General features: G+C 53.1%; 15 protein-coding genes. 9 read left to right on the top strand and 6 right to left on the bottom strand.

The genetic code is table 11. From position 1 onward, the window contains the following. The first annotated feature begins 10 nt into the window (after positions 1 to 10). The 8 genes from J2Y43_RS13155 (at position 11) to J2Y43_RS13120 (ending at position 12,573) form a co-directional block, all read left to right on the top strand. Entirely contained in the window at positions 11 to 2,251 is a 2,241-nt protein-coding gene (locus J2Y43_RS13155; protein ID WP_309983226.1) for a TonB-dependent receptor, read from the top strand. 89 nt (positions 2,252 to 2,340) lie between these two features. Continuing rightward, the gene (locus J2Y43_RS13150) at positions 2,341 to 2,979 is read left to right on the top strand and encodes a hypothetical protein (protein ID WP_309983224.1); all 639 of its coding nucleotides are present in this window, start codon (positions 2,341 to 2,343) and stop codon (positions 2,977 to 2,979) included. A 42-nt stretch (positions 2,980 to 3,021) separates the two neighbouring features. Beyond that, positions 3,022 to 3,288: a hypothetical protein gene (locus tag J2Y43_RS13145; RefSeq protein WP_309983222.1), complete on the top strand. Its 267-nt coding sequence runs from the start codon at positions 3,022 to 3,024 to the stop codon at positions 3,286 to 3,288. A 225-nt stretch (positions 3,289 to 3,513) separates the two neighbouring features. Beyond that, positions 3,514 to 6,657, top strand: coding sequence for a TonB-dependent receptor (locus J2Y43_RS13140; protein WP_309983219.1), 3,144 nt, complete (start codon positions 3,514 to 3,516; stop codon positions 6,655 to 6,657). A gap of 12 nt (positions 6,658 to 6,669) precedes the next feature. After that, positions 6,670 to 8,565, top strand: coding sequence for a RagB/SusD family nutrient uptake outer membrane protein (locus J2Y43_RS13135; protein ID WP_309983217.1), 1,896 nt, complete (start codon positions 6,670 to 6,672; stop codon positions 8,563 to 8,565). 186 nt (positions 8,566 to 8,751) lie between these two features. After that, a complete protein-coding gene (locus J2Y43_RS13130) occupies positions 8,752 to 9,441 on the top strand; it encodes a DUF3823 domain-containing protein (RefSeq protein WP_309983215.1) in 690 nt (229 codons plus the stop codon). Positions 9,442 to 9,580: 139 nt separating this feature from the next. After that, positions 9,581 to 10,888 (top strand): glycoside hydrolase family 71/99-like protein, encoded by a 1,308-nt coding sequence (locus J2Y43_RS13125; RefSeq protein WP_309983212.1) that lies wholly within the window; start codon positions 9,581 to 9,583, stop codon positions 10,886 to 10,888. 116 nt (positions 10,889 to 11,004) lie between these two features. Then, positions 11,005 to 12,573, top strand: a complete 1,569-nt coding sequence (locus tag J2Y43_RS13120) for a M81 family metallopeptidase (RefSeq protein WP_309983210.1) — start codon at positions 11,005 to 11,007, stop codon at positions 12,571 to 12,573. A 98-nt stretch (positions 12,574 to 12,671) separates the two neighbouring features. On the opposite strand, the gene J2Y43_RS13115 is transcribed toward J2Y43_RS13120, so the two are convergent. The 4 genes from J2Y43_RS13115 to J2Y43_RS13100 all read right to left on the bottom strand — a co-directional run bounded on the left by J2Y43_RS13115 (position 12,672) and on the right by J2Y43_RS13100 (position 16,157). Beyond that, the gene (locus J2Y43_RS13115) at positions 12,672 to 13,367 is read right to left on the bottom strand and encodes an aspartate/glutamate racemase family protein (protein ID WP_309983208.1); all 696 of its coding nucleotides are present in this window, start codon (positions 13,365 to 13,367) and stop codon (positions 12,672 to 12,674) included. 191 nt (positions 13,368 to 13,558) lie between these two features. After that, a complete protein-coding gene (locus J2Y43_RS13110) occupies positions 13,559 to 15,214 on the bottom strand; it encodes a PQQ-dependent sugar dehydrogenase (RefSeq protein WP_309983206.1) in 1,656 nt (551 codons plus the stop codon). A 52-nt stretch (positions 15,215 to 15,266) separates the two neighbouring features. Then, positions 15,267 to 15,680: a DUF6157 family protein gene (locus J2Y43_RS13105; protein WP_309983204.1), complete on the bottom strand. Its 414-nt coding sequence runs from the start codon at positions 15,678 to 15,680 to the stop codon at positions 15,267 to 15,269. A 90-nt stretch (positions 15,681 to 15,770) separates the two neighbouring features. Continuing rightward, positions 15,771 to 16,157: a winged helix-turn-helix transcriptional regulator gene (locus J2Y43_RS13100; protein ID WP_309983202.1), complete on the bottom strand. Its 387-nt coding sequence runs from the start codon at positions 16,155 to 16,157 to the stop codon at positions 15,771 to 15,773. Between the two features lie 78 nt (positions 16,158 to 16,235). On the opposite strand from J2Y43_RS13100, the gene J2Y43_RS13095 reads away from it, so the two are divergent. Continuing rightward, complete coding sequence (locus J2Y43_RS13095) at positions 16,236 to 17,126, top strand: NmrA family NAD(P)-binding protein (protein ID WP_309983200.1); 891 nt, start codon at positions 16,236 to 16,238, stop codon at positions 17,124 to 17,126. Between the two features lie 31 nt (positions 17,127 to 17,157). Here the strand turns inward: J2Y43_RS13095 and J2Y43_RS13090 are convergent, their stop codons facing one another. Continuing rightward, positions 17,158 to 17,922, bottom strand: a complete 765-nt coding sequence (locus tag J2Y43_RS13090; RefSeq protein WP_309983197.1) for a methyltransferase domain-containing protein — start codon at positions 17,920 to 17,922, stop codon at positions 17,158 to 17,160. 6 nt (positions 17,923 to 17,928) lie between these two features. After that, entirely contained in the window at positions 17,929 to 19,113 is a 1,185-nt protein-coding gene (locus J2Y43_RS13085; RefSeq protein ID WP_309983195.1) for an ATP-binding protein, read from the bottom strand. Between the last annotated feature and the right edge of the window lie 109 nt (positions 19,114 to 19,222).

Raw genomic sequence — 19,222 nt, 5'->3', positions numbered from 1 at the left:
AAACAAAGCCATGATTTCCAATGCATTCATAACCAAACTCATCCTGATGGCGGGAAGCCTGCTTCTCACCCTGGCGGCCGGGGCGCAGACGCGCATTAACGGCGATATAACGGGGCCATTGGGCGAACCTGTTCCCGGAGCGCACGTCCGCATGAAAGGCTCCCAATCTGGTACCGTAGCCGATTCGCTCGGCAAGTTCGGTTTCGTGACTACCCGGCGAGGCAATCAGACGCTCGTCGTATCGTCTCTTGGTTTCAAAACACAACAACAAACAGTTACCATTGCGGATAGCACCATTACGCTCTCTATCACCCTCGACGATGCCGCCAACACCCTCGAAGCCGTGACGGTGAGCGCCGGCAGCTTCGAAGCGAGCGACAAGGCCAAAGGCGCATCACTCACGCCCATCGACGCTTACACGGTAGCAGGCAATGGCGGCGACATCTCCAATGCGCTGCGGTCGCTCCCGGGTGCGCAGCAGGTGGGCGAGCGCGAGGGGCTGTTTGTGCGCGGCGGGACCAGCGACGAAACCCGGATGTTCGTCGACGGTACGCTCATGAAAAACCCGAACTATGCTTCCGTACCGGGCATTATGCAGCCGGCCCGCATTAACCTGTTCCTTTTCAAAGGTGTATTGTTCAACACCGGCGGCTACTCGGCATTGTACGGACAGGCCATGAGCAGCGCGCTGATCCTCGAAAGCATCGATCTGCCTGAAAAAAGCTCCGCCAATTTCAGCGTATTTCCCTCGAACCTCGGAGCGGGTTTTCAGCATTTGGCGAAATCGGGGCGAAGCAGCTACGGCGGCGGGCTCGCTTACAGCAATCAAAGCCTGTATAATAAGGTCGTCTCCCAGCACCCGGATTACTACTACGGGCCGGAATACACCAGTGCCAATGCGAACATCCGCGTCAAAACCGGAAAAACAGGCATACTCAAAGCGTACATCGCCTTTGCCGAAAGCAATATCGGCATGCGGAACCCGGACACCGACAGCTCGCTGCTCCGCTCTGATTTCCGTTTGAAAAACCCGAATATCTACGGAACCGTCAGCTACCGGACCAACTTCGGACCCAACTGGCGCCTCGACGCGGGTATGGCCTATACTTTCGACAAAAATATGGCTCATAACCGGCTGCTCAGCGGAAGTAATGAGCCTATTGCCATTCCGAATGCGCCATTTTTTGCCAAAAACAGCGACATAACCCTCCGCTCGCATTTCGCACAGGGCCGTGCCGTACTCACGCGGAACTTCGAGCGCAACCAGGCGTTCCGGTTCGGCGGCGAGACATTCTACTTCCGTGACACGCAACATTCCAATGGAACCCCGGCGACGCTCCGCGATCAACTGTCGGCTATTTTTATGGAAGCTGACATTCATTTGGGTGAGCACCTGGCATTCCGGCCGGGACTTCGGGCCGAGTATTCGAGCCTGCTTCGCAAGGCAGTGCTAGCGCCGCGTGCGAGCCTGGGGTATCGGCTGGCAACCGGCAGCCAGCTGAACCTCGCGTACGGTGTTTTCTACCAAAAACCGGAGAACCGGTATCTTTTTCAAAACCTTCAACCCGGGTTCTCCCGCTCGGAGCATTATGTGCTGAATTACTCCAAAAAGGCCAATAACCGGTTTTTCAGGTCGGAGGTTTATTACAAAAAGTACAGGAACCTGGTGCGGACATTTCCGGATATCTCCCTCGCCGGCGATGGCTATGCGAAAGGATTGGAGCTCTTCTGGCGCGACAAAAAGACCGTCCGCAACCTGGATTACTGGCTGACTTACACTTACCTCGACACGAAACGTAACTACCTGAATTACCCCGAAAGCATCCGGCCGTCGTTCACCAGCCCGCATACTTTCACCATCGCCGTCAAACGCTTTTTCCAGGGAATGAGCACCAATGTCAATGTTTCGTATTCCTACGCAGCCGGGCGGCCTTACTACGACATCCGCGCCGGCGGAGATGCCGGTACCCGCATTTACGATTCCGGCACAGCCCTCCCCTACAATGTCCTCAACCTGCACGTGTCCAAGATGATGACCTTTTTCAAAAAATCGAAATTCCGGGATTACTCAGGTTTCGCGTTCGGGGCGAACAATGTGCTGGGGACGAAGCAGGTATTCGGGTATACCTACGCCTACAACGGCCAGTTCAGAACGCCCGTTACGCTCCCCGCCACACGCTTCTATTTCGTCGGCATCTTCATGAGCCTGGGCATCGACCGGACCAAGGACCTCCTCGATCAAAGTCAATGAGTTCAGAGGCCAAAGTCCAAAATCGTCAACTCCCGACTCATTCAATCATTCAATCATTCAGTCATTCAATCATTCAATCATTCAAAACCATGAAAACGCTCATCACCACCATCCTGCTCATTTGCACTGCCGCATTCACTTTTGCGCAAAACGGAGACTACACTGCTCAATTAGAAGCATCCGTCAAAAAACTCGATCAGGCCAAGTCGGTTGCCGATTTTCAGGCGCTTGAAAAAACGTTTGTCCAAATGGGCAATGCCCGGAAAACCGAATGGCTTCCCTACTACTATGCTGCTCTTTGTAATGCTAAAGCCGGGTTTCTTCTGCAAGACGACGGCGAGAAAATCGAGCCTTACAGCGTGCGCGGCGAAGCGCAGATCAAGAAAAGCGAGTCGCTCGCGAACGGCGACAGTAAGGTGCTAGCCGAAATCTATGTCGTCCGGGCGATGATTTACCGCACCAAGGTTTTCATCAGTCCTATGACCATGGGCAGGGAGTTCGGCCCGCTTTCCGACCAGTTTTTAAAGAAAGCACAAAAACTGGATGCCGCTAACCCGCGTGCCATTTACCTCGAAGCCTGGACCAAATACTACACGCCCAAACTCTGGGGCGGCGACAAGGATCTGGCCAAAGAACTCGCCGGGAAGGCCATTCAGAAACTTCCCGCAGCGGCATTCACCGTCATGCCGCATTGGGGCAAAGCTGAAAGCGAGGCGCTGCTTAAATAGCGATTACACTTCATCATTGTTTCACTTAAACTTTTAGAAACCATGTTTTTCGGATTATTGATTTTCGCCCGTATCCTATTCGTGGCCTGTATGGTTTTCATCATCGGCTACATTTACGGTCCGTTCTCCCAACGCCGCGGCCTGACCATCGCCGCACGTGTAGCTGCCATCGCGATCATTTTCGCATTTATCATGATGAACATCTTTGCGTTCCGAGCCGGGGCCTCGCACGGTGGTGGCCCATGGAACAGAGGGCATTGGGATCATTGCGACGATGCGCATCCTCATAAAATGGAAGCGAAGCCTTAAAAGGCACCCAAGTAACCAAACGCCTCGCACCCGTGTGAGGCGTTTTTTATTGCCCTACCCCAAAATCCCCCAATATTTTACCAGGATAATGTAAAAATCAAGCGGATTAAGCGCCCTATTAATGGTTTGTTAACCATTTCTTAATTAACCCCCGATTACTTTGACCCCACGGTTCGGCCGACCGCTTTTCATGCATTTAAACGAACAGGAACTTAACCCTACGGTATGAACAAACAACTTCTATCAAAACCCTTGTGCGGGCACCGCATCCGGACGTTGCTCCGGCATGTATGCACTGCACTATGCCTGATGCTGCTCGTGCAAGCGGGCGCATGGGCGCAATCCGCCGCGGACGAAACCGCCATCAGCGGCGAAGTGAAAGACGAGAAAAGCAGCGCTATTCCCGGCGCGAGCATTGTGCTGCAAGGCACCACGAAAGGTACTACCACTGATGCCAATGGAAAATTTTCGCTCTCCGTTCCCAAATCGGGCGCGGTGATTATCGTAAGTTTTTTGGGATACAAAAGGCAGGAGATCGCCGTCGGTAGCCGTACGAGCTTCGATGTGCAACTCGCACTCAGCACGGATGAGTTGCAGGAAGTAGTGGTGGTGGGTTACGGCACGCAGCGTAAGCAGACACTCACCGGCGCTATTTCGAACATCGTTTCGGAGCAAATCAAAACCACCACTCACACCAGTTTGGCACAAAGCCTGCAAGGTAAGGTGGCCGGGGTGCAGATCCGCCAGAACTCCGGCGAGCCGGGCTCATTCAGCACGAATATCAATATACGCGGCTTCGGCGAGCCATTGTATGTGGTCGACGGCGTGGCGCGTGACGGCGGGTATGAGTTTCAGAAGATCAACCCGGACGATATCGAAAGCATTTCCGTACTGAAAGATGCTTCCGCGGCGATTTTCGGTATCCGTGCCGGAAATGGCGTCGTAATCGTGACTACGAAAAAGGGTAAGCAGGGCAAGCCGCAGTTCAGCTACAATATGGTGTATGGCCGCCAAAGCCCTACCGACGTCCCCAAAATGACCAGCGCATTGCAATGGGCGGAAATGCGGAACGACGCCGCGAAGAACCTGGGCGAGAACCCGGTGTTTTCTCCCGAGGAAATCGAGAAGTTCCGCAGCGGCGCACCGGGCTACCAGGGCACCGATTGGTATAAGGAAACTTTGAACAAATCGGCGAGCCAGCAGCAGCATTTCATTTCGGCATCGGGCGGCGAAGGCGTGGTGAACTACTTTACCAGTTTTGGCTACCAAAAAGAAAACGGTTTGCTCAAAAGCGGTGATATGGGCTATCAGAAATACACCTTCCGGTCCAATATCGGTATTGATTTAACCAAAAACCTGAAAGCGGACCTGATCCTCTCAGGGCTGTTCGATAAACGTGACCAGCCGGGTGATAACTTCTTTAACATTTACAAGGGTACCCGCATTGCATTGCCCACTGAGCGCCCGTATGCCAACGACAATCCGAAATATCCCGCATTGCTGAGCGGCGGCTATAACCCCGTGGCTTTGGCCGACAGGAGCCTGACCGGCTACTCGCAGGAAGTGAACAAGTTCTTCCAGTCGACCTTCGCATTGACCTACACCGTGCCGTTCGTTCCGGGGCTGCGCATTAAAGGGTTAGTGGCTTATGACAGCAATAACTACCGCGCCAAATCGGTTTCGAAAGCTTACAACCTGTATACCTACGACGCGGCAACCGACAAGTACATTGCCCACGCCCAGCGTAACCCGTCGCGGATCGGCAACAATTTCACCGATAACAACCGCATTACCTTCCAGGGACAGCTGTTTTACAACACCGTGATCGCGAAAAACCATAACCTGGGCGCTACATTGGTATACGAGCAGCAGGAATCGCACAACCGCTGGGCGGGGCTCGGGCGTGAGTACGCATTCTTCACCAACGACCAGATCGACCAGGCGGGGCTGAACAACCAGACTACCAGCGGGTCCGAAGCGGAATATGCCAGCCAGTCGTATGTGGGCCGTTTGAATTATGATTTCAAAGAAAAGTATTTGCTCGAAGTCGCTGCGCGCTATGACGGCTCCTACCGCTACCATCCCGACCGCCGCTGGGGCTTGTTCCCGGTAGTATCGGCCGGATGGCGGGTGTCGGAAGAGGGTTTCATGAAGCACATTCCCTTCATTTCCATGCTGAAACTGAGAGGTTCGTACGGCCTTGTGGGTGCCGACGCGGGTGCGCCGTTCCAGTATGTGCCCGGCTTCTCGCTCACCGGCGGTGGCGGGTATGAGTTCACCAACGGCAATTACACCACCGGTGCGGCCTCCCCGGCGATCGTGAACGAGAAGCTCACCTGGTTCAAATCCAACATCCAGGATGTCGGTATCGACGTGGGTCTTTGGGATAACAAAATCGATTTCACTTTCGACATTTACCAGCGCGACCGCAAGGGTTTGCTCGCACGCAGGAATGTTTCGCTGCCCAACACATTCGGCGGTACCCTGCCCGAGGAAAACCTGAACAGCGACCGCGTGCGCGGGATCGAGTTCTCGGCCGCCTACAACGGGCAGATCCGCGATTTCAAATACGGTATTTCGGGTAACTTCAACTTTGCCCGCACGCAGAACCGCTACGTAGAGCGCGGTGAGTTCCTGAGCAGCACGGACAAGTGGCGCGGCGGAGCTACCAACCGGTGGAACGACGTGGTGTGGGCCTACCAGCTCGAAGGCCAGTTCCAGAGCAAGGACGAGGTCATTTATGCGCCGATCCAGAACGGCGACCTCGGTAACACCCGCGAGCTGCCAGGCGATTTCAAATATAAGGATGTGGATGGTAACGGGGTAATCGATGGTAACGATGCTGTTCCGTTGTTTTTCGGCGGCGATCCGAAAATGTACTATGGTGTGACTTTGAATGCTTCCTGGAAAGGTTTCGATTTCACGGCATTGTTTCAGGGCTCGGGCAAATACAGCGTGCGCTTCCGCGAGGTATATGCCGAAGTGTTCGCATTCCGCGGCAACACGCCCGAGTATTTCTATGACAGATGGCACCAGTCGCCCGACGGCCAGTGGATCCCCGGAGAATGGCCTGCCTCCCGCTTCAACTACAATGTGGGCGCCATGTACGCCGAGAGCGGCGCCTGGCGGAAAGATGCCTCCTACCTGCGTTTCAAGAGCGCGCAGCTGGGTTACACCTTCAACCTGCCCTGGCTGAAAAAGATCGGTATCAACGATGTGCGCGTGTATGGCAATGCCCATAACATTTTCACCTGGGCCGATCCGTTCGTGAAGCCTTTCGATCCGGAAAAAGTGGAAGGATTGTTTGGAGCGGGGCTTACCTACCCGGTGACGAGAAGCTACAACTTCGGGATCAATGTCAAATTTTAATATTAATTGATAATGAGCTATTTAAAAAAGACCCTAACGCTGTTGTTGGTGCTCGTGGCGATGAGCTGCGGTGATGTACTCGACAAGCAGCCGCTCGATAAGTTGCAGGGCGAGAACCTGTTCTCCAACCCCGAAGGCGTAAAACTGTACATGGCGAACCTGTATTACCAGCTCCCGATCGAGGATTTCACCTTCTTCCGCCAGGGCTTCAACTGGAACACCGGCGACCCGAACAACGGCGGTTTCGCCCCGGCTATGTCGACCGACGAGGCCGTGCATACCGAGTTTGGTGATTTTATCGGGAACGACGATTTCCAGTGGTGGGACCAGGGCTACAAGCTGATCCGCGATGTGAACATCCTGATCGACATCATCCCTACCCTCGACATTACCGACGACGAACGGAAGGCGCTGGTCGGCGAAAGTGCGTTCATCCGCGCATATGCCTATTTCGCATTGGCCAAGCGCTACGGCGGTGTGCCTTTGATCACCTCCGTACAAAAGTATGAAGGCGATGTGGAAGCCCTGAAAGTACCTCGCAGCACCGAAAAGGAGACCTGGGATTTTGTATTAAAAGAATGCGACACGGCCGTGGGCAATCTGGGTGACTCGTGGCCCGGCGGTGAAAGACGCGCCACCAAATGGGTAGCCTATGCCCTGAAATCCCGCGCTGCATTGCACGCAGCCTCATTGGCCAAGTACGCCGACCGCGCCCCGATCTCGGGAACAGCCGTGGATCAGAAACTGGTCGGATTGGACAAGGCCGCCGCAGCAGAGTTCTATAAAGCGGCCATCGATGCGTCGGAAGCGATTATCAGTTCGGGCAAATTCAATTTATACAAACCTTCACCTGCAACGCCGGAAGAAGCCGCCAACAACTACCGGTTGCTTTTTGAAGATCCTAACAATGCACCGGAAGAGGTGATTTTCATCAAAGGTTACGCGAGGCCGGGCTCCGGCACAGGCCACAATTACGGCATCTGGTACCAGCCCAACCAAACGGCCAACGGCTGGCCGCATCCGGGCCGTATGAACCCGACCCTGGAACTGATGGACGTTTACGAAAGCTATGACAAGCCTGGTGAAAGCGCGCCGCTTGCAACTTCCGCAGCCGCCAACGATCTGACTGACTACACCGGTTTCAATGCAACCAAGCAATACAAACGATTTGATAGCGAGAACGATATCTTCAAAGGGAAGGACGCGCGCATGTGGGCGACGATGATCCTGCCCGGTACCAGCTGGAAAGGCCAGAAGATCGTGATCCAGGCCGGTTTCATCAAACCCGACGGTTCGGCACAAATCATGGGCGGCGACCCGTTCACCCACGGCGGCACGACTTACTATACTTATGGTGCCTCCGACCGTACGAAATACTCCGGTTTCGATACCTGGGGCGGCAATAATACCCGTACGGGCGTGAGTTTCAAGAAGTTTCTGAATGAAGGACTGAACATCGCGCCGGGCTGGAACCAATGCGTGACCGACTTCGCCGATTTCCGCTACGCCGAAATCCTGCTGAACTACGCCGAAGCCATTGCCGAAAGCGGTACGGGCGACAAAGTAAAGGGTGCGAAGGCATTGAACGACGTTCGCCGCAGGGCCGGGCATAAGGTCGAAATTCCGCTGACGATCAACAATGTGATCCGCGAAAGAAGGGTTGAACTCGCATTTGAGCACAAGCGTTTCTGGGACCTGATCCGTCGCCGCGAATACCACACGGTGTTTAACAACACCATGCGCCACGCATTGCTACCGGTCCTCGACCTGCGCGTGACACCTGCGAAATACATTTTCGTTCGCGTGAATGTGCCCCGCAGCAACCCGTCCACATTCGATTACCGCCAGTACTACCGAGCAATTCCCGGCATCGGGGCGAATGGTCTGGTCCAGAATCCGCAGTATTAAGAGGGCTATAAGCTGTAAGCCATAGGCTCTATGCTTTCCAGGCAAGAATCTTGTGGCTTATAGCTTACCGCATAGAGCCCCGCAGTATTAAATTGCTGTAAGCTGCAAGCCGTAGGCTATATGCTCTTCTCGAAAGCGCAAAAGCTCAAAGCTTACAGCATATAGCTTAAAGCAAAACGATTAACAATGAAACAACTATTCCCCTACATCCCCGCCCTGCTTCTGCTTTTCGGCGCTGCGGCGTGCAGTGTCGACAACTACCCTGCCCCTGATTCCCAATTGTACGGTACCTTTCTGGATGCCGAAACCAATGAGCCAGTGGAGCAGGACATCATCCGCGGCAGCACCATCGAGTACATCGAGCACGGTTACGCTTCGAATACCAAGCAGACGATGATCATCAAAAACGATGGCAGCTATCGCAACAACCTGATCTTCGCGAATACGTACACGATCACGCCCGTGCGCGGGAATTTCGTAGCCATGGCGGCGCAGGAAGTGATTGTCAAAGGCGAAACGAAGCTGGATTTCAAGGTGCAGCCTTACATTCGTGTGAAAGAAGCCAGCATTGAGAAAGTAGGCACGAAGATCGTCGCCAAGTTCAAATTGCAGCAAACTGTGATGAACAATGTGAGGAAAATCGGCTTGTACGCGCACCCGGAACCGTCCGTGGGCGAGCCTATGCGCGTGGCGCTGGCGGAGCAGGAAATCAACGGTGTGATTGATCCCAACAAGGTTTATCAACTGGAAATCGACCTGCCTTCGAACAGTAATGTATTGAAAACCGGCAACCAGTACTTCTTCCGCGCCGGCGGCATTATCGACGCGCCGGAATCGAAGTTTAATTATGCGAAAGCGGTGAGGATTGCATTGTGAGTAAAAAGGCCGTAGGCTATAAGCTTTAAGCAATAGGCTGTACGCCTACGGCCACAAATTAAAAAACATCAATTAGCATACAGCTTAGAGCTTACAGCATACAGCTTACAGCTTACAGCTTAAAGCATACAGCCTTCTTATGAACTTCCCCAAACTCCTATTCTTCCTTTCCATCATCTCGCTAAGCTGCAAAGGCGGCGATGATGACCCCAAAACCGAAGACCCTAAACCCGTCGAAGAGGTTAAATATGACGAGTCGCATTCGTTGTTCAAAAGTTACAAGGGCCTCGTCATGGCGGGTTACCAGGGCTGGTTCACGGCCGAAGGCGATGGAGCGGGCCGCGGCTGGCATCATTACCAGAAGGCCGGAAAGTTCGAGCCCGGCTTCGCATCAATTGATTTCTGGCCAGATGTAACGGAGTATTCCAAGACCTACAACACCGCATTTAAATATGCCAACGGCGAAGCCGCCAAGGTATACAGCCCCTACGACGAGGAAAGCGTGGACCTGCATTTCAAATGGATGCAAGAGCACGGGATCGACGGCGTATATATGCAAAGGTTCGTCTCTGAGGTGAAAGGCGAAAGCGGCAAACGGCATTTCAACAAAGTACTGGCCAATGCATTGAAAGCCTCTAAAAAATATGGCCGGGCGATCAGCATTATGTACGACCTCAGCGGCTCGACGTCCGCGGATATGGATTTCATCGCCAAAGACTGGGAAGAGCTGCAACAGCTTTTCAAACTGTTCGACGGGCAGGAGAACCCTACCTACCTGCGGCATAACGGCCGCCCGCTACTCGCCATTTGGGGCGTCGGTTTCAACGACGGCCGCAAATACACCATTGCCGACATTCAGAAGCTGATGGATAAGGTAAAAGGCCCTACTAAAAAGGCCTCGATACTCCTTGGCGTGCCCTACTATTGGCGCGAGCTCGGGCGCGATACAGAGAACTCGCCGCTGCTGCACACGGTTATCAGGCAAGCCGATATTATCATGCCCTGGGCCGTAGGGCGTTACAATGCGTCCACCTACCTGAGTGTCGCCGGCCCGAATCTGCCCGCCGACATTACCTGGTGCAATACGAATAAGATCGATTACGCGCCGCTGGTCTTCCCGGGGTTCAGCTGGGGTAACCTCAAAAACGATAAATCACTCTACAACCAGATCCCCCGCAACAACGGCGAGTTCCTCTGGCAACAAATCGCCGGTGCGAAAATGTCGGGCGCAGAGGCGCTCTACGTAGCCATGTTCGACGAGGTAGACGAAGGTACCGCCATTTTCAAAACCCGGAAAGAAGGCGATACACCGTTGAATGCGGAAGGAAAATTCGTCGGAATCGAGCCAGACCTGCCTTCCGACTACTACCTGTGGCTCGTCGGGCAAGGGGCCAATTGGTTCCATGGAGCGAGCGGGTATGGAAATGTGAAACCGGCCCGCAAGTGACGGCTAATTTGTGCAAGGGTTCCTTGCACAAATTATTCCTCCTCATTTCATTTCGCCAATTTTCATTATGTTTAAACAAAATAGAGGCCCATAGCCCGTTTGTTAAAACAAAATATATGAAAATTACATTTTCCCTGATCCTTTCTTTCTTCCTGGCGGGAACGCAGGCCTTGTGCTTTGCCGACGGAGGAAAAAAATCCAAAGCATTGCCCCGGATCGCCATTGCGGGGCTGGGTATCGAGTCGAGCACGTTCTCGCCGGCACGTACGGAAGAACCTGCATTCAAAGCCAAATACGGTGAACAGATTTTCACCTCCTACCCTTTTATGGCGCCGGATTCCAGCTTACGGAAACGTGCCCAATGGCTCCCGGCATTGGTAGGAAAGTCGTTGCCTGGTGGTATGGTGACGAGGGCTGCCTATGAGTCGCTGGTGAAGCAGACACTCGAACTTTTGAAGAAAAACGGCCCGTACGACGGACTATATTTCGATATCCACGGTGCAATGAGCGTCGAAGGGCTGGATGATCCCGAAGGCGACCTCATCACGCGCATCCGTGAGGTGATCGGCAAAAAAGTACTTGTTTCGACCTGTATGGACTTGCACGGCAACGTTTCATGGCGCCTGGCGCAGCATACCGACCTCATTACCTGTTACCGGATGGCCCCTCACGAGGACGCTATGGAATCCAAGCGGCGGGCCGTTGCGAACTTGCTTTCGCGCCTCGAAAGCGGCAAAGGCAAGCCGGCATACAAGGCCTGGATCCCGGTACCGATCCTGCTTCCCGGCGAAAAAACGAGTACCCGCATTGAGCCAGGGAAATCGCTTTACGCCAAGGTTGCCCCTGCTTCGGTGCAGCCGGGCGTTGTCGATGCTGCCATGTGGGTAGGTTACGCCTGGGCCGACGAACCACGGAACCACGCCGTGGTGATGGTTACCGGCGACGATAAGGCCAAAGTGACCGAAAGTGCCGAAATGCTGGCCAAGAGCTTTTGGGAGGTACGCAAAGAGTTTGCATTCGTAGCGCCTACCGACGATCTGAAAGGTGCATTGAACAAGGCTCTGGCCAGTGATAAACATCCGTTCTTCATCAGCGATTCGGGGGATAACCCTACCGCCGGCGGTGCAGGCGACGTAACGTGGACGATTACGGAAATCCTCAAACGCCCTGAATTCAGGAATGAAAACGGTCCGTCCTTGATTTACGCCTCTATTCCGGGCCCGGAACTGGTCGAAGCGGCGGTGAAAGCCGGTGTGGGAGGAAAAATCGACGCCTATGCCGGTGCGAAAGTGGATGCGCGTTTTGCGCCTCCGATACATCTCGTTGGTACTGTTGAGGCGATCCATCACGGAGACGTCAATGCCGAAACCGAAGTGGTCGTAAAAGTGGGCAGCGTGCGGGTGATCGTAACCAAAAAACGCAAGCCTTACCACAAGGAAGCTGATTTTACGCGACTTGGCCTGAATCCGCGTAAATCGGACATCGTGGTCGTGAAAATAGGTTACCTCGAACCGGAGCTGTACAATATGCGCGCCGACTGGATATTGTCGCTTACTCCCGGCGGCGTTGATCAGGACCTGGAACGGTTGCCTTACAAGCGCATCAAGCGTCCGATGTTCCCGTTGGATAAGGATATGAAGGATCCCGATTTGAAGGCAAAACTAGTGCCGTTGTCGGATAAGTAGTAGATGCTATTCGTATCAAAGCGGGCTAATCCTGAAAATGGATAGCCCGCTTTGCTGTTTTATCAAGGTAAGGTTTCCCCGCTGCCGGGCCTGCTGGTTCAATCCGCCAATGCAAATGCGATAGCCGCATCGGAATGGATACGGGTCGTGTCGAAAACCGGCACCGACACATCCTCCTGGCCAAGTATCATCGGAATTTCCGTGCAACCCAGGATGATCCCTTCCGCGCCCTGACGGATCAACTCGTCGATAATCGCAAGATAGCGCTGCTTTGTTTCTTCCCGAATAATGCCTTTCCCGAGCTCGTCACGCAGTGTATCCTGAATAAAATCCCGGCTCTCCTGCGTTGCCGGCACAATAGGTTCGATGCCCAGGCTCACCAGTTTATCTTTATAAAAATCCATTTCCATGGTAAACTTCGTACCCAGCAGGCCTACTTTCCGGAGCCCTGCCTGCTTGATGGCTGCGGCCGTCGCGGTGACGATATGGATAATCGGCAGATTGATTTCCATTTCCAAACGGTCTGCCACGGCGTGGGCGGTATTCGCGCAAAGCACGATGGCTTCGGCTCCCGCTTTTTCGAGGTTCAGGCAGGCGTCCCGCAGAATACGGAAGGTGTCGTCCCATTTGCCGGCGGTGTTGTTGCTCACAAACGCGCTGAAATTGACTGAGTAAATAACGCATTCGGCATAGTTGAGCCCTCCCAACCTGGCATTTACGCCTTCATTGATAAAGCGGTAATAATCGACGGTAGAGACCCAGCTCATACCGCCTACAAGGCCTAATTTTTTCATTTTTTGGTGTAGATATAAACGAGTGCTCAGGCATTATCGCGGTCGGAAACACGACCGGTAACCCAAAGCAGAAATAATGCATTGAAAAATAGCGTTTCACGCAGCCAGGTGAGGCTTTGAATGGTGTTAATGTTCTTTTTCATGGCGTTTTCAGTTTTTGGTAAATTAAAAAATACACGCCGAAAAAGCACTTACTTATAGGCAATTTTCAATTTTTTAGAAAAGCCGGTGGCTGTGTTGTCGATAAAAACTGTGTACATACCCTTCTGCCTTCCGTCCATATTTACTTTCCAATCCTCATCCGTCGTCACGTCGTAACTTTGAACCAGAAGTCCGGCTGTATTGTAGATCGTCACCCGGTCGCCCTTTGCGAGTCCGGCGATCGTGATAACACTACTGCCTCCCGGGTTGGGAAAAACAAACGGCTGGCCGCGTTTATCCAGCGTACCTGTCACCAGCGAGCTGTATTGGAAAGTGCCGTCCAGGTCGACCATTTTCAGCCGGTAGTAGTTTGCATTGCGCAGCGGCTCGCCGTCGGTAAATACATAGGAACTCCCCGCCCCTTTGCCATGCAGCGTTCCCAATGTCTGGAAGGTGCGGCCATCACTGCCGCGCTGTACGTCGAAATGCGAAAATTGGGTTTCCTCTGCCGTTTTCCATTCGACCAGGAACCGCCTCTCACTCTGGGCCAGCCTGATAGAAAGTAGTTTTACCGGAAGTGGGTCGCCCGGATTGGTAATTTTGGATAATGTACCATTCAAAAATGACAGGATATAGAGTTCACCGGCCTGGTCCTCTCCAAATGAGATTAGCGACGAGTAAGTGGGCCCTGCGTCGGGGCTGGCCACGCCGAGCGGATCGATGTACCCGATTTTCCCACTCGAATAATCCCCAAAAAAGTAATGGCCTTTCATCGATGGATAGCGTGAGCCGCGGTAAACAAATCCGCCCATGACAGAAGCGTCATTGCCGCCATTGTTGGTATATCCGGGATATGTGAGCCTGGGGGCGGTGTAAGTCGTTCCTTGTGCGCAGTGTGACGGATTGTAGCTCTGCGTGCCTTCAAGACAGTTCCAACCGAAATTCGAAGGCGGCCCGCCGAACGGATATGCCAGATAATTAATCTCCTCCCAGCCGTCCTGGCCGTTGTCCCCGATCCAGAGATCGCCCGTCTGGCGGTCGAAGCCGAATCGCCAGGGATTTCTGAGGCCAAGCGCAAATATCTTCCCGAGTGGGTTATCGCCGGGTGACGGACTGCCGGTATCAAGCCGCAGGAGCTTACCAAAGAGCTTGCCCATGTCCTGAGAGTTATTGTCCGGGTCTCCGGGCACTCCGCGGGATCCGGGACCGTTGTCGCCGGTAGAGATGTACAAAAAACCGTCTTTCCCAAAAGCCATATCGCCGCCTCTGTGGCCCCCCAGGACGTTCCCGTATGGAATCGTGAGGATCTTGACCTCCGAATTGGCATCCGCCAGATCGGCATTACCCGCCTGCCGGGAGAACCGCGAAACCTGCACTTCCGTCAGGCTCTTTACCACATACAGTACATAAAAAAAGCCGGAAGTCTGGTAGTCGGGAGGGAAGGCAATGCTGAATATCCCTGCCCAATCGGGATCGTTGATTTTCGCACCAATATCCAGAAATGGTTGTGAAAGGACGGCCCCGTTTTTGAAAATCTTGATCTTTCCGCCTATTTCGGCCACGAAAAGACGGCCGTCGGATGCATGGGTGACCTTGACGGGCCGTGTGAAACCGCTGGCGACCGGTTCAATGGCGAGGTTGAGTTGAGCAGAACCGTTATGTACAGCCCCAATCAGCAATAAAACGATGCAGAGCAGATTTTTCATGAGCACAGGTTAGAGGAGTAACGTAAATATACCAAATATCTCCCCCCTCACGCTACCGGCTCGACTTCATCGCCTTCACCGTTTTCATGTTGCCGTGCCTGGTAAATTCTTTGTACTCGGGACTATCACAAGCGTACAACGCTATTTTCCCGTTCTCATCGTTGTGAACACCCCAGCCGTACCGTTTCGTCAACGGTGAGCAACGCATGCACGCCTGGCCTTTTGAAAAAAACTGCTTCCGGGCCTCTTCCAGCTCGCTTTCGGTGAGATCCTTTCTTTCCGCAAAAACCTTGAACAGCACATCGTCGGATGTGAATTTATAAGGGTTTTTACTAATCATTTCATACTGGATACCGGCCACGGTTTTGGATTCGCCTTTCATCGGCGGTATTTCGCCACCCGCTGCGGGGCAGTCTTCGGCAACCTCGATGAACGTGTTTTCGTAGTTGGTGGTATGGACTTTCATAGCTGGTCTGTTTTCGGTGCAAAATAGTCGGGCCGGTGACAACTGTGTGTCAGCAGGCAAATCTAATTACATCAAAACTTTGTCAGGCGCTTACGCAGCCATTTCTGCTGCTTCCGGCTCGTTATTCCGTTTTATGTCCCGGTACGCCCATTCTGCCATCGCGTTGATCACCGATTCCAGCTCCTTGCCGCCGTCGGTGAGCGTGTAGGTAACATACGGCGGCACCACCGGCTTAGCCTCACGAATGAGCAAACGGTCGCTTTCCAGCTGTTTCAAATGCTGAATGAGCATCTTTTCGGTAATGTGCGGCATGGCCTTCTTAATCTCGCTGTAACGCTTGCTACCCGCCAGAAGGTGGTACAAAATGATCGGTTTCCAGTGGCCGCCGATCTTGTTCATCACATACGTAACCGGGCATTCCTGCATTACAATCTCACGGTTCGCATTGTAAGTCGAGTTTTCCTTGATTTTAGTCATACATACTCTCGGGTAAGTACTTGTCAAAAAGTAAGTACAAATATAGCTTTGTCCCATCAAAAAACAATTCGAAAAGACATGAAATACATTATCACAGGGTCACTTGGCAATATTAGCCTGCCCGTCACACAAAATCTGGTTAAAGCTGGCCATCAGGTAGTTGTCATCAGCAGCAATGCAAATAAAAAAGCGCAGATCGAAAGCCTCGGTGCCGAAGCGGCGATCGGTTCAGTACAAGACGCGGCCTTTCTCGCGTCAGCATTTCAAGGTGGCGATGTCGCATACCTGATGATACCTTCGGATTTTTCCGTTGCCGATTACGCTGCATTCCAGCTGGAAGTAGCAGACAAATATTTACAGGCCATTCAATCGGCCGGTATCACGAACATCGTGCTCCTGAGCAGCATAGGCGCGCATTTGCGTAAGGGGGCGGGACCGATCGATGCATTGGGTTACCTGGAAGAAAAGTTGGCTCAGACGCCCGGTTTACACGTAAAAATCCTGCGCCCGTCCTATTTCTTCAATAACCTGTATGCGCAAATCGGCCTGATCAAAAACGCGGGCATTGCCGGCAGTAATTTCGGCGGCACCGAGGAAAAACTTGTACTTACGGACACTAATGATATCGCCAAAGTGGCCACAGAGCAGCTTCTCGCCCCATTTACAGAAGCGCAAACCATCATCTACATTTCAAGCGACGAGCGCCACCCCTCCGAAATTGCCGCAATACTGGGTGCGGCCGTAGGTAAAGAAGGCACGCCCTGGATTACCTTCACCGACGAAGATGCCTTCAACGGCATGCTCCAAGCCGGCCTGAACGAGAGCTTCGCCGGCCTCTACCGCGACATGGGCCAGGCGCTGCAAAGCGGCAGAATGCAGGAAGATTATTGGAAAAACTGCGGAGAGATCAAAGGTACTTTCAAACTGGAAGACTTCGCGCAGCGGTTTGCGGGGGCGTATCAGGGGTAGTATTGAGGGCCGGTTCAACGCCGGCCCGTCATTAAAACTCCGCTCCTATCAATATCCGCTTGAAGGGGTAAAAAACAGGCTCTTTGGGGAAATGGATATTCAGCATTGCCTTGTAATCTTCGAGAAATGGGGCTTTCAGCTCTTCCGGCAGGCGTTCGAGGTAGGGAATCAGGGCCGTGCCGGAAACCCAGGTCAGCAGTGCGTCCACATCTTTCAAAGTCAGCGGATATATTTTCTCAAAAACCTGCATGGCTTTGCCTCCGTTTTCGAAAAGGAGCTGCGCATATTGATCGGGTTCCAGTACGGGCGATAACCGGTTCCAGCCGGCATAAACAGCCGCGTAAGGTTCCCGCATAGCGAGCTCATTGAGCAGGCGGTTAGTCAGGTTGTGATGCTGGGCGGGCATTTGTACCAACAGTTGCCCTCCGGGTTTTATTTTGGAAATAATTTGGGGAAACAACGCTTCATGGTCCGCTACCCATTGCAAGGCCGCATTGGAGAACACGACGTCCCATTGCTGCACCTTTTCCAGCTGCTTTTCAATGGTAATGCATTCAAAATTCAAAATACTGCCATCCGCTTTCCGCGAGTTGCCGAGCATTTCCTCCGATGAATCGACGCCCAGCACGTGCGATTCCGGTAAGGCGTCGGCCAGTTGGGCCGTCAGCTCCCCGGTGCCACATCCCAGGTCGATCGCCTTCAATCCCGGCCGCACTTTCAGCAGTGCCAGCAAGTCGTAAAACGGCGCCGAGCGCTCCGATTTGAATTGATTATAAACTTCCGGGTTCCAGGCCATAGGGCATTATATTTTTAAATTGAGTAATTCAGTAACCATTTCGGATAGCGGAATGGCCGTCACGTCCTTAGCCATGGGAAACCTTTCCTTGCCCGGATACACCAGAAACCGCTTTTCCGCCTCAATATCTTCACAACCGAGGTAAAAACCTTTCGAAAGCGAGGGAGCAAGCGATCTTTTGATCTCGATGGCGTAGCGTTCTTTCGGCCCTCTTTCGAGTACCAGATCGATCTCCGCGCCTGCCGAGGTACGGTAATACCAGGGCGTCATGCCCAAGGGCAATGCAGCCATCAGGTTTTCGATTACAAATCCCTCCCAGCTATTGCCTGATACCGGATGGCCCAGCAGGTCGTCGTAGGTGGCGAGGTTCAACAGTGCATGGGTGAGACCGCTGTCGCGTATGTACACCTTAGGCGTTTTCACGAGCCGCTTCCCCACATTCCCCGACCACGGTCGTAATGTACGGATCAGGAAAAGGTCTTCAAGCAATTCGACGTAGCGTTTCACGGTGGGCAATGCAATATCGAGGCTTGAACTCAATTGAGCGGTGTTCAGCTGCCCGCCCTGATGGTGCGCCAGCATGGTCCAGAGCCTGCGCAGCAAGACAGTCGGAATACGCGGCCCGAACTGCGGTATGTCGCGTTCCAAATAGGTATTGATAAAATTAAGCCGCCAGCGGAAGCTGTTCAGGTCGTTTTTAGACAAAAAACTATCCGGAAAGCCGCCGCGCAACCACAGCTTATCCTGAGCAGTCGGGCTCGTCTCTTCGATTTCATTAATCACAAATCCGGAGAGCTCGCGGTAGGCGATCCTTCCTGCCAGCGTTTCGGATGATTGCCTCAAAAGATCGAGTGACGCAGATCCCAGAATCAGAAATTGTCCCGTCCGCAAGCCCTCTCTCCTGCGCCGGTCGATGACACCCCTCAGCACTGGAAAAAGCTCCGGAACCCGGTGTACTTCATCAAGAATAATGAGACTACCCTTATGCGCCTCAAAATAGGCCTCGGGTTCGTTCAATTTCGCCAGATCGAGCGGATTTTCGAGATCCAGGTAAATCGGTTTCGGGTCCAGCGACGCGGCTACGAGCTCAGCGAGCGTCGTCTTGCCAATCTGGCGCGGGCCCAATACGCCCACAGCCGGAAAGTCAGCCAGTAATTCGTCGATTTCTTCCTTTGCTATGCGTGGTATCATCCTAGCAATTATAACATGTGATGTTAGATTTACAAGGTAAAATTAACATTTTAAAGCGGGTATTTCAAGAATTTTACCTTGTAATTATAACATTTAATGTTAGATTTAC

Origin of the sequence: Dyadobacter sp. BE31 (genome assembly GCF_031457695.1) — a bacterium.
GTDB lineage: Bacteria > Bacteroidota > Bacteroidia > Cytophagales > Spirosomataceae > Dyadobacter.
This window is presented reverse-complemented; position numbering and strand designations above follow the sequence as displayed.

Bases quoted from the DNA above. Each gene is read 5' to 3' on its own strand.
- J2Y43_RS13155 (WP_309983226.1), top strand. From the start codon at position 11: ATGATTTCCAATGCATTCATAACCAAACTCATCCTGATGGCGGGAAGC.
- J2Y43_RS13150 (WP_309983224.1), top strand. From the start codon at position 2,341: ATGAAAACGCTCATCACCACCATCCTGCTCATTTGCACTGCCGCATTC.
- J2Y43_RS13145 (WP_309983222.1), top strand. From the start codon at position 3,022: ATGTTTTTCGGATTATTGATTTTCGCCCGTATCCTATTCGTGGCCTGT.
- J2Y43_RS13140 (WP_309983219.1), top strand. From the start codon at position 3,514: ATGAACAAACAACTTCTATCAAAACCCTTGTGCGGGCACCGCATCCGG.
- J2Y43_RS13135 (WP_309983217.1), top strand. From the start codon at position 6,670: ATGAGCTATTTAAAAAAGACCCTAACGCTGTTGTTGGTGCTCGTGGCG.
- J2Y43_RS13130 (WP_309983215.1), top strand. From the start codon at position 8,752: ATGAAACAACTATTCCCCTACATCCCCGCCCTGCTTCTGCTTTTCGGC.
- J2Y43_RS13125 (WP_309983212.1), top strand. From the start codon at position 9,581: ATGAACTTCCCCAAACTCCTATTCTTCCTTTCCATCATCTCGCTAAGC.
- J2Y43_RS13120 (WP_309983210.1), top strand. From the start codon at position 11,005: ATGAAAATTACATTTTCCCTGATCCTTTCTTTCTTCCTGGCGGGAACG.
- J2Y43_RS13115 (WP_309983208.1), bottom strand. From the start codon at position 13,367: ATGAAAAAATTAGGCCTTGTAGGCGGTATGAGCTGGGTCTCTACCGTC.
- J2Y43_RS13110 (WP_309983206.1), bottom strand. From the start codon at position 15,214: ATGAAAAATCTGCTCTGCATCGTTTTATTGCTGATTGGGGCTGTACAT.
- J2Y43_RS13105 (WP_309983204.1), bottom strand. From the start codon at position 15,680: ATGAAAGTCCATACCACCAACTACGAAAACACGTTCATCGAGGTTGCC.
- J2Y43_RS13100 (WP_309983202.1), bottom strand. From the start codon at position 16,157: ATGACTAAAATCAAGGAAAACTCGACTTACAATGCGAACCGTGAGATT.
- J2Y43_RS13095 (WP_309983200.1), top strand. From the start codon at position 16,236: ATGAAATACATTATCACAGGGTCACTTGGCAATATTAGCCTGCCCGTC.
- J2Y43_RS13090 (WP_309983197.1), bottom strand. From the start codon at position 17,922: ATGGCCTGGAACCCGGAAGTTTATAATCAATTCAAATCGGAGCGCTCG.
- J2Y43_RS13085 (WP_309983195.1), bottom strand. From the start codon at position 19,113: ATGATACCACGCATAGCAAAGGAAGAAATCGACGAATTACTGGCTGAC.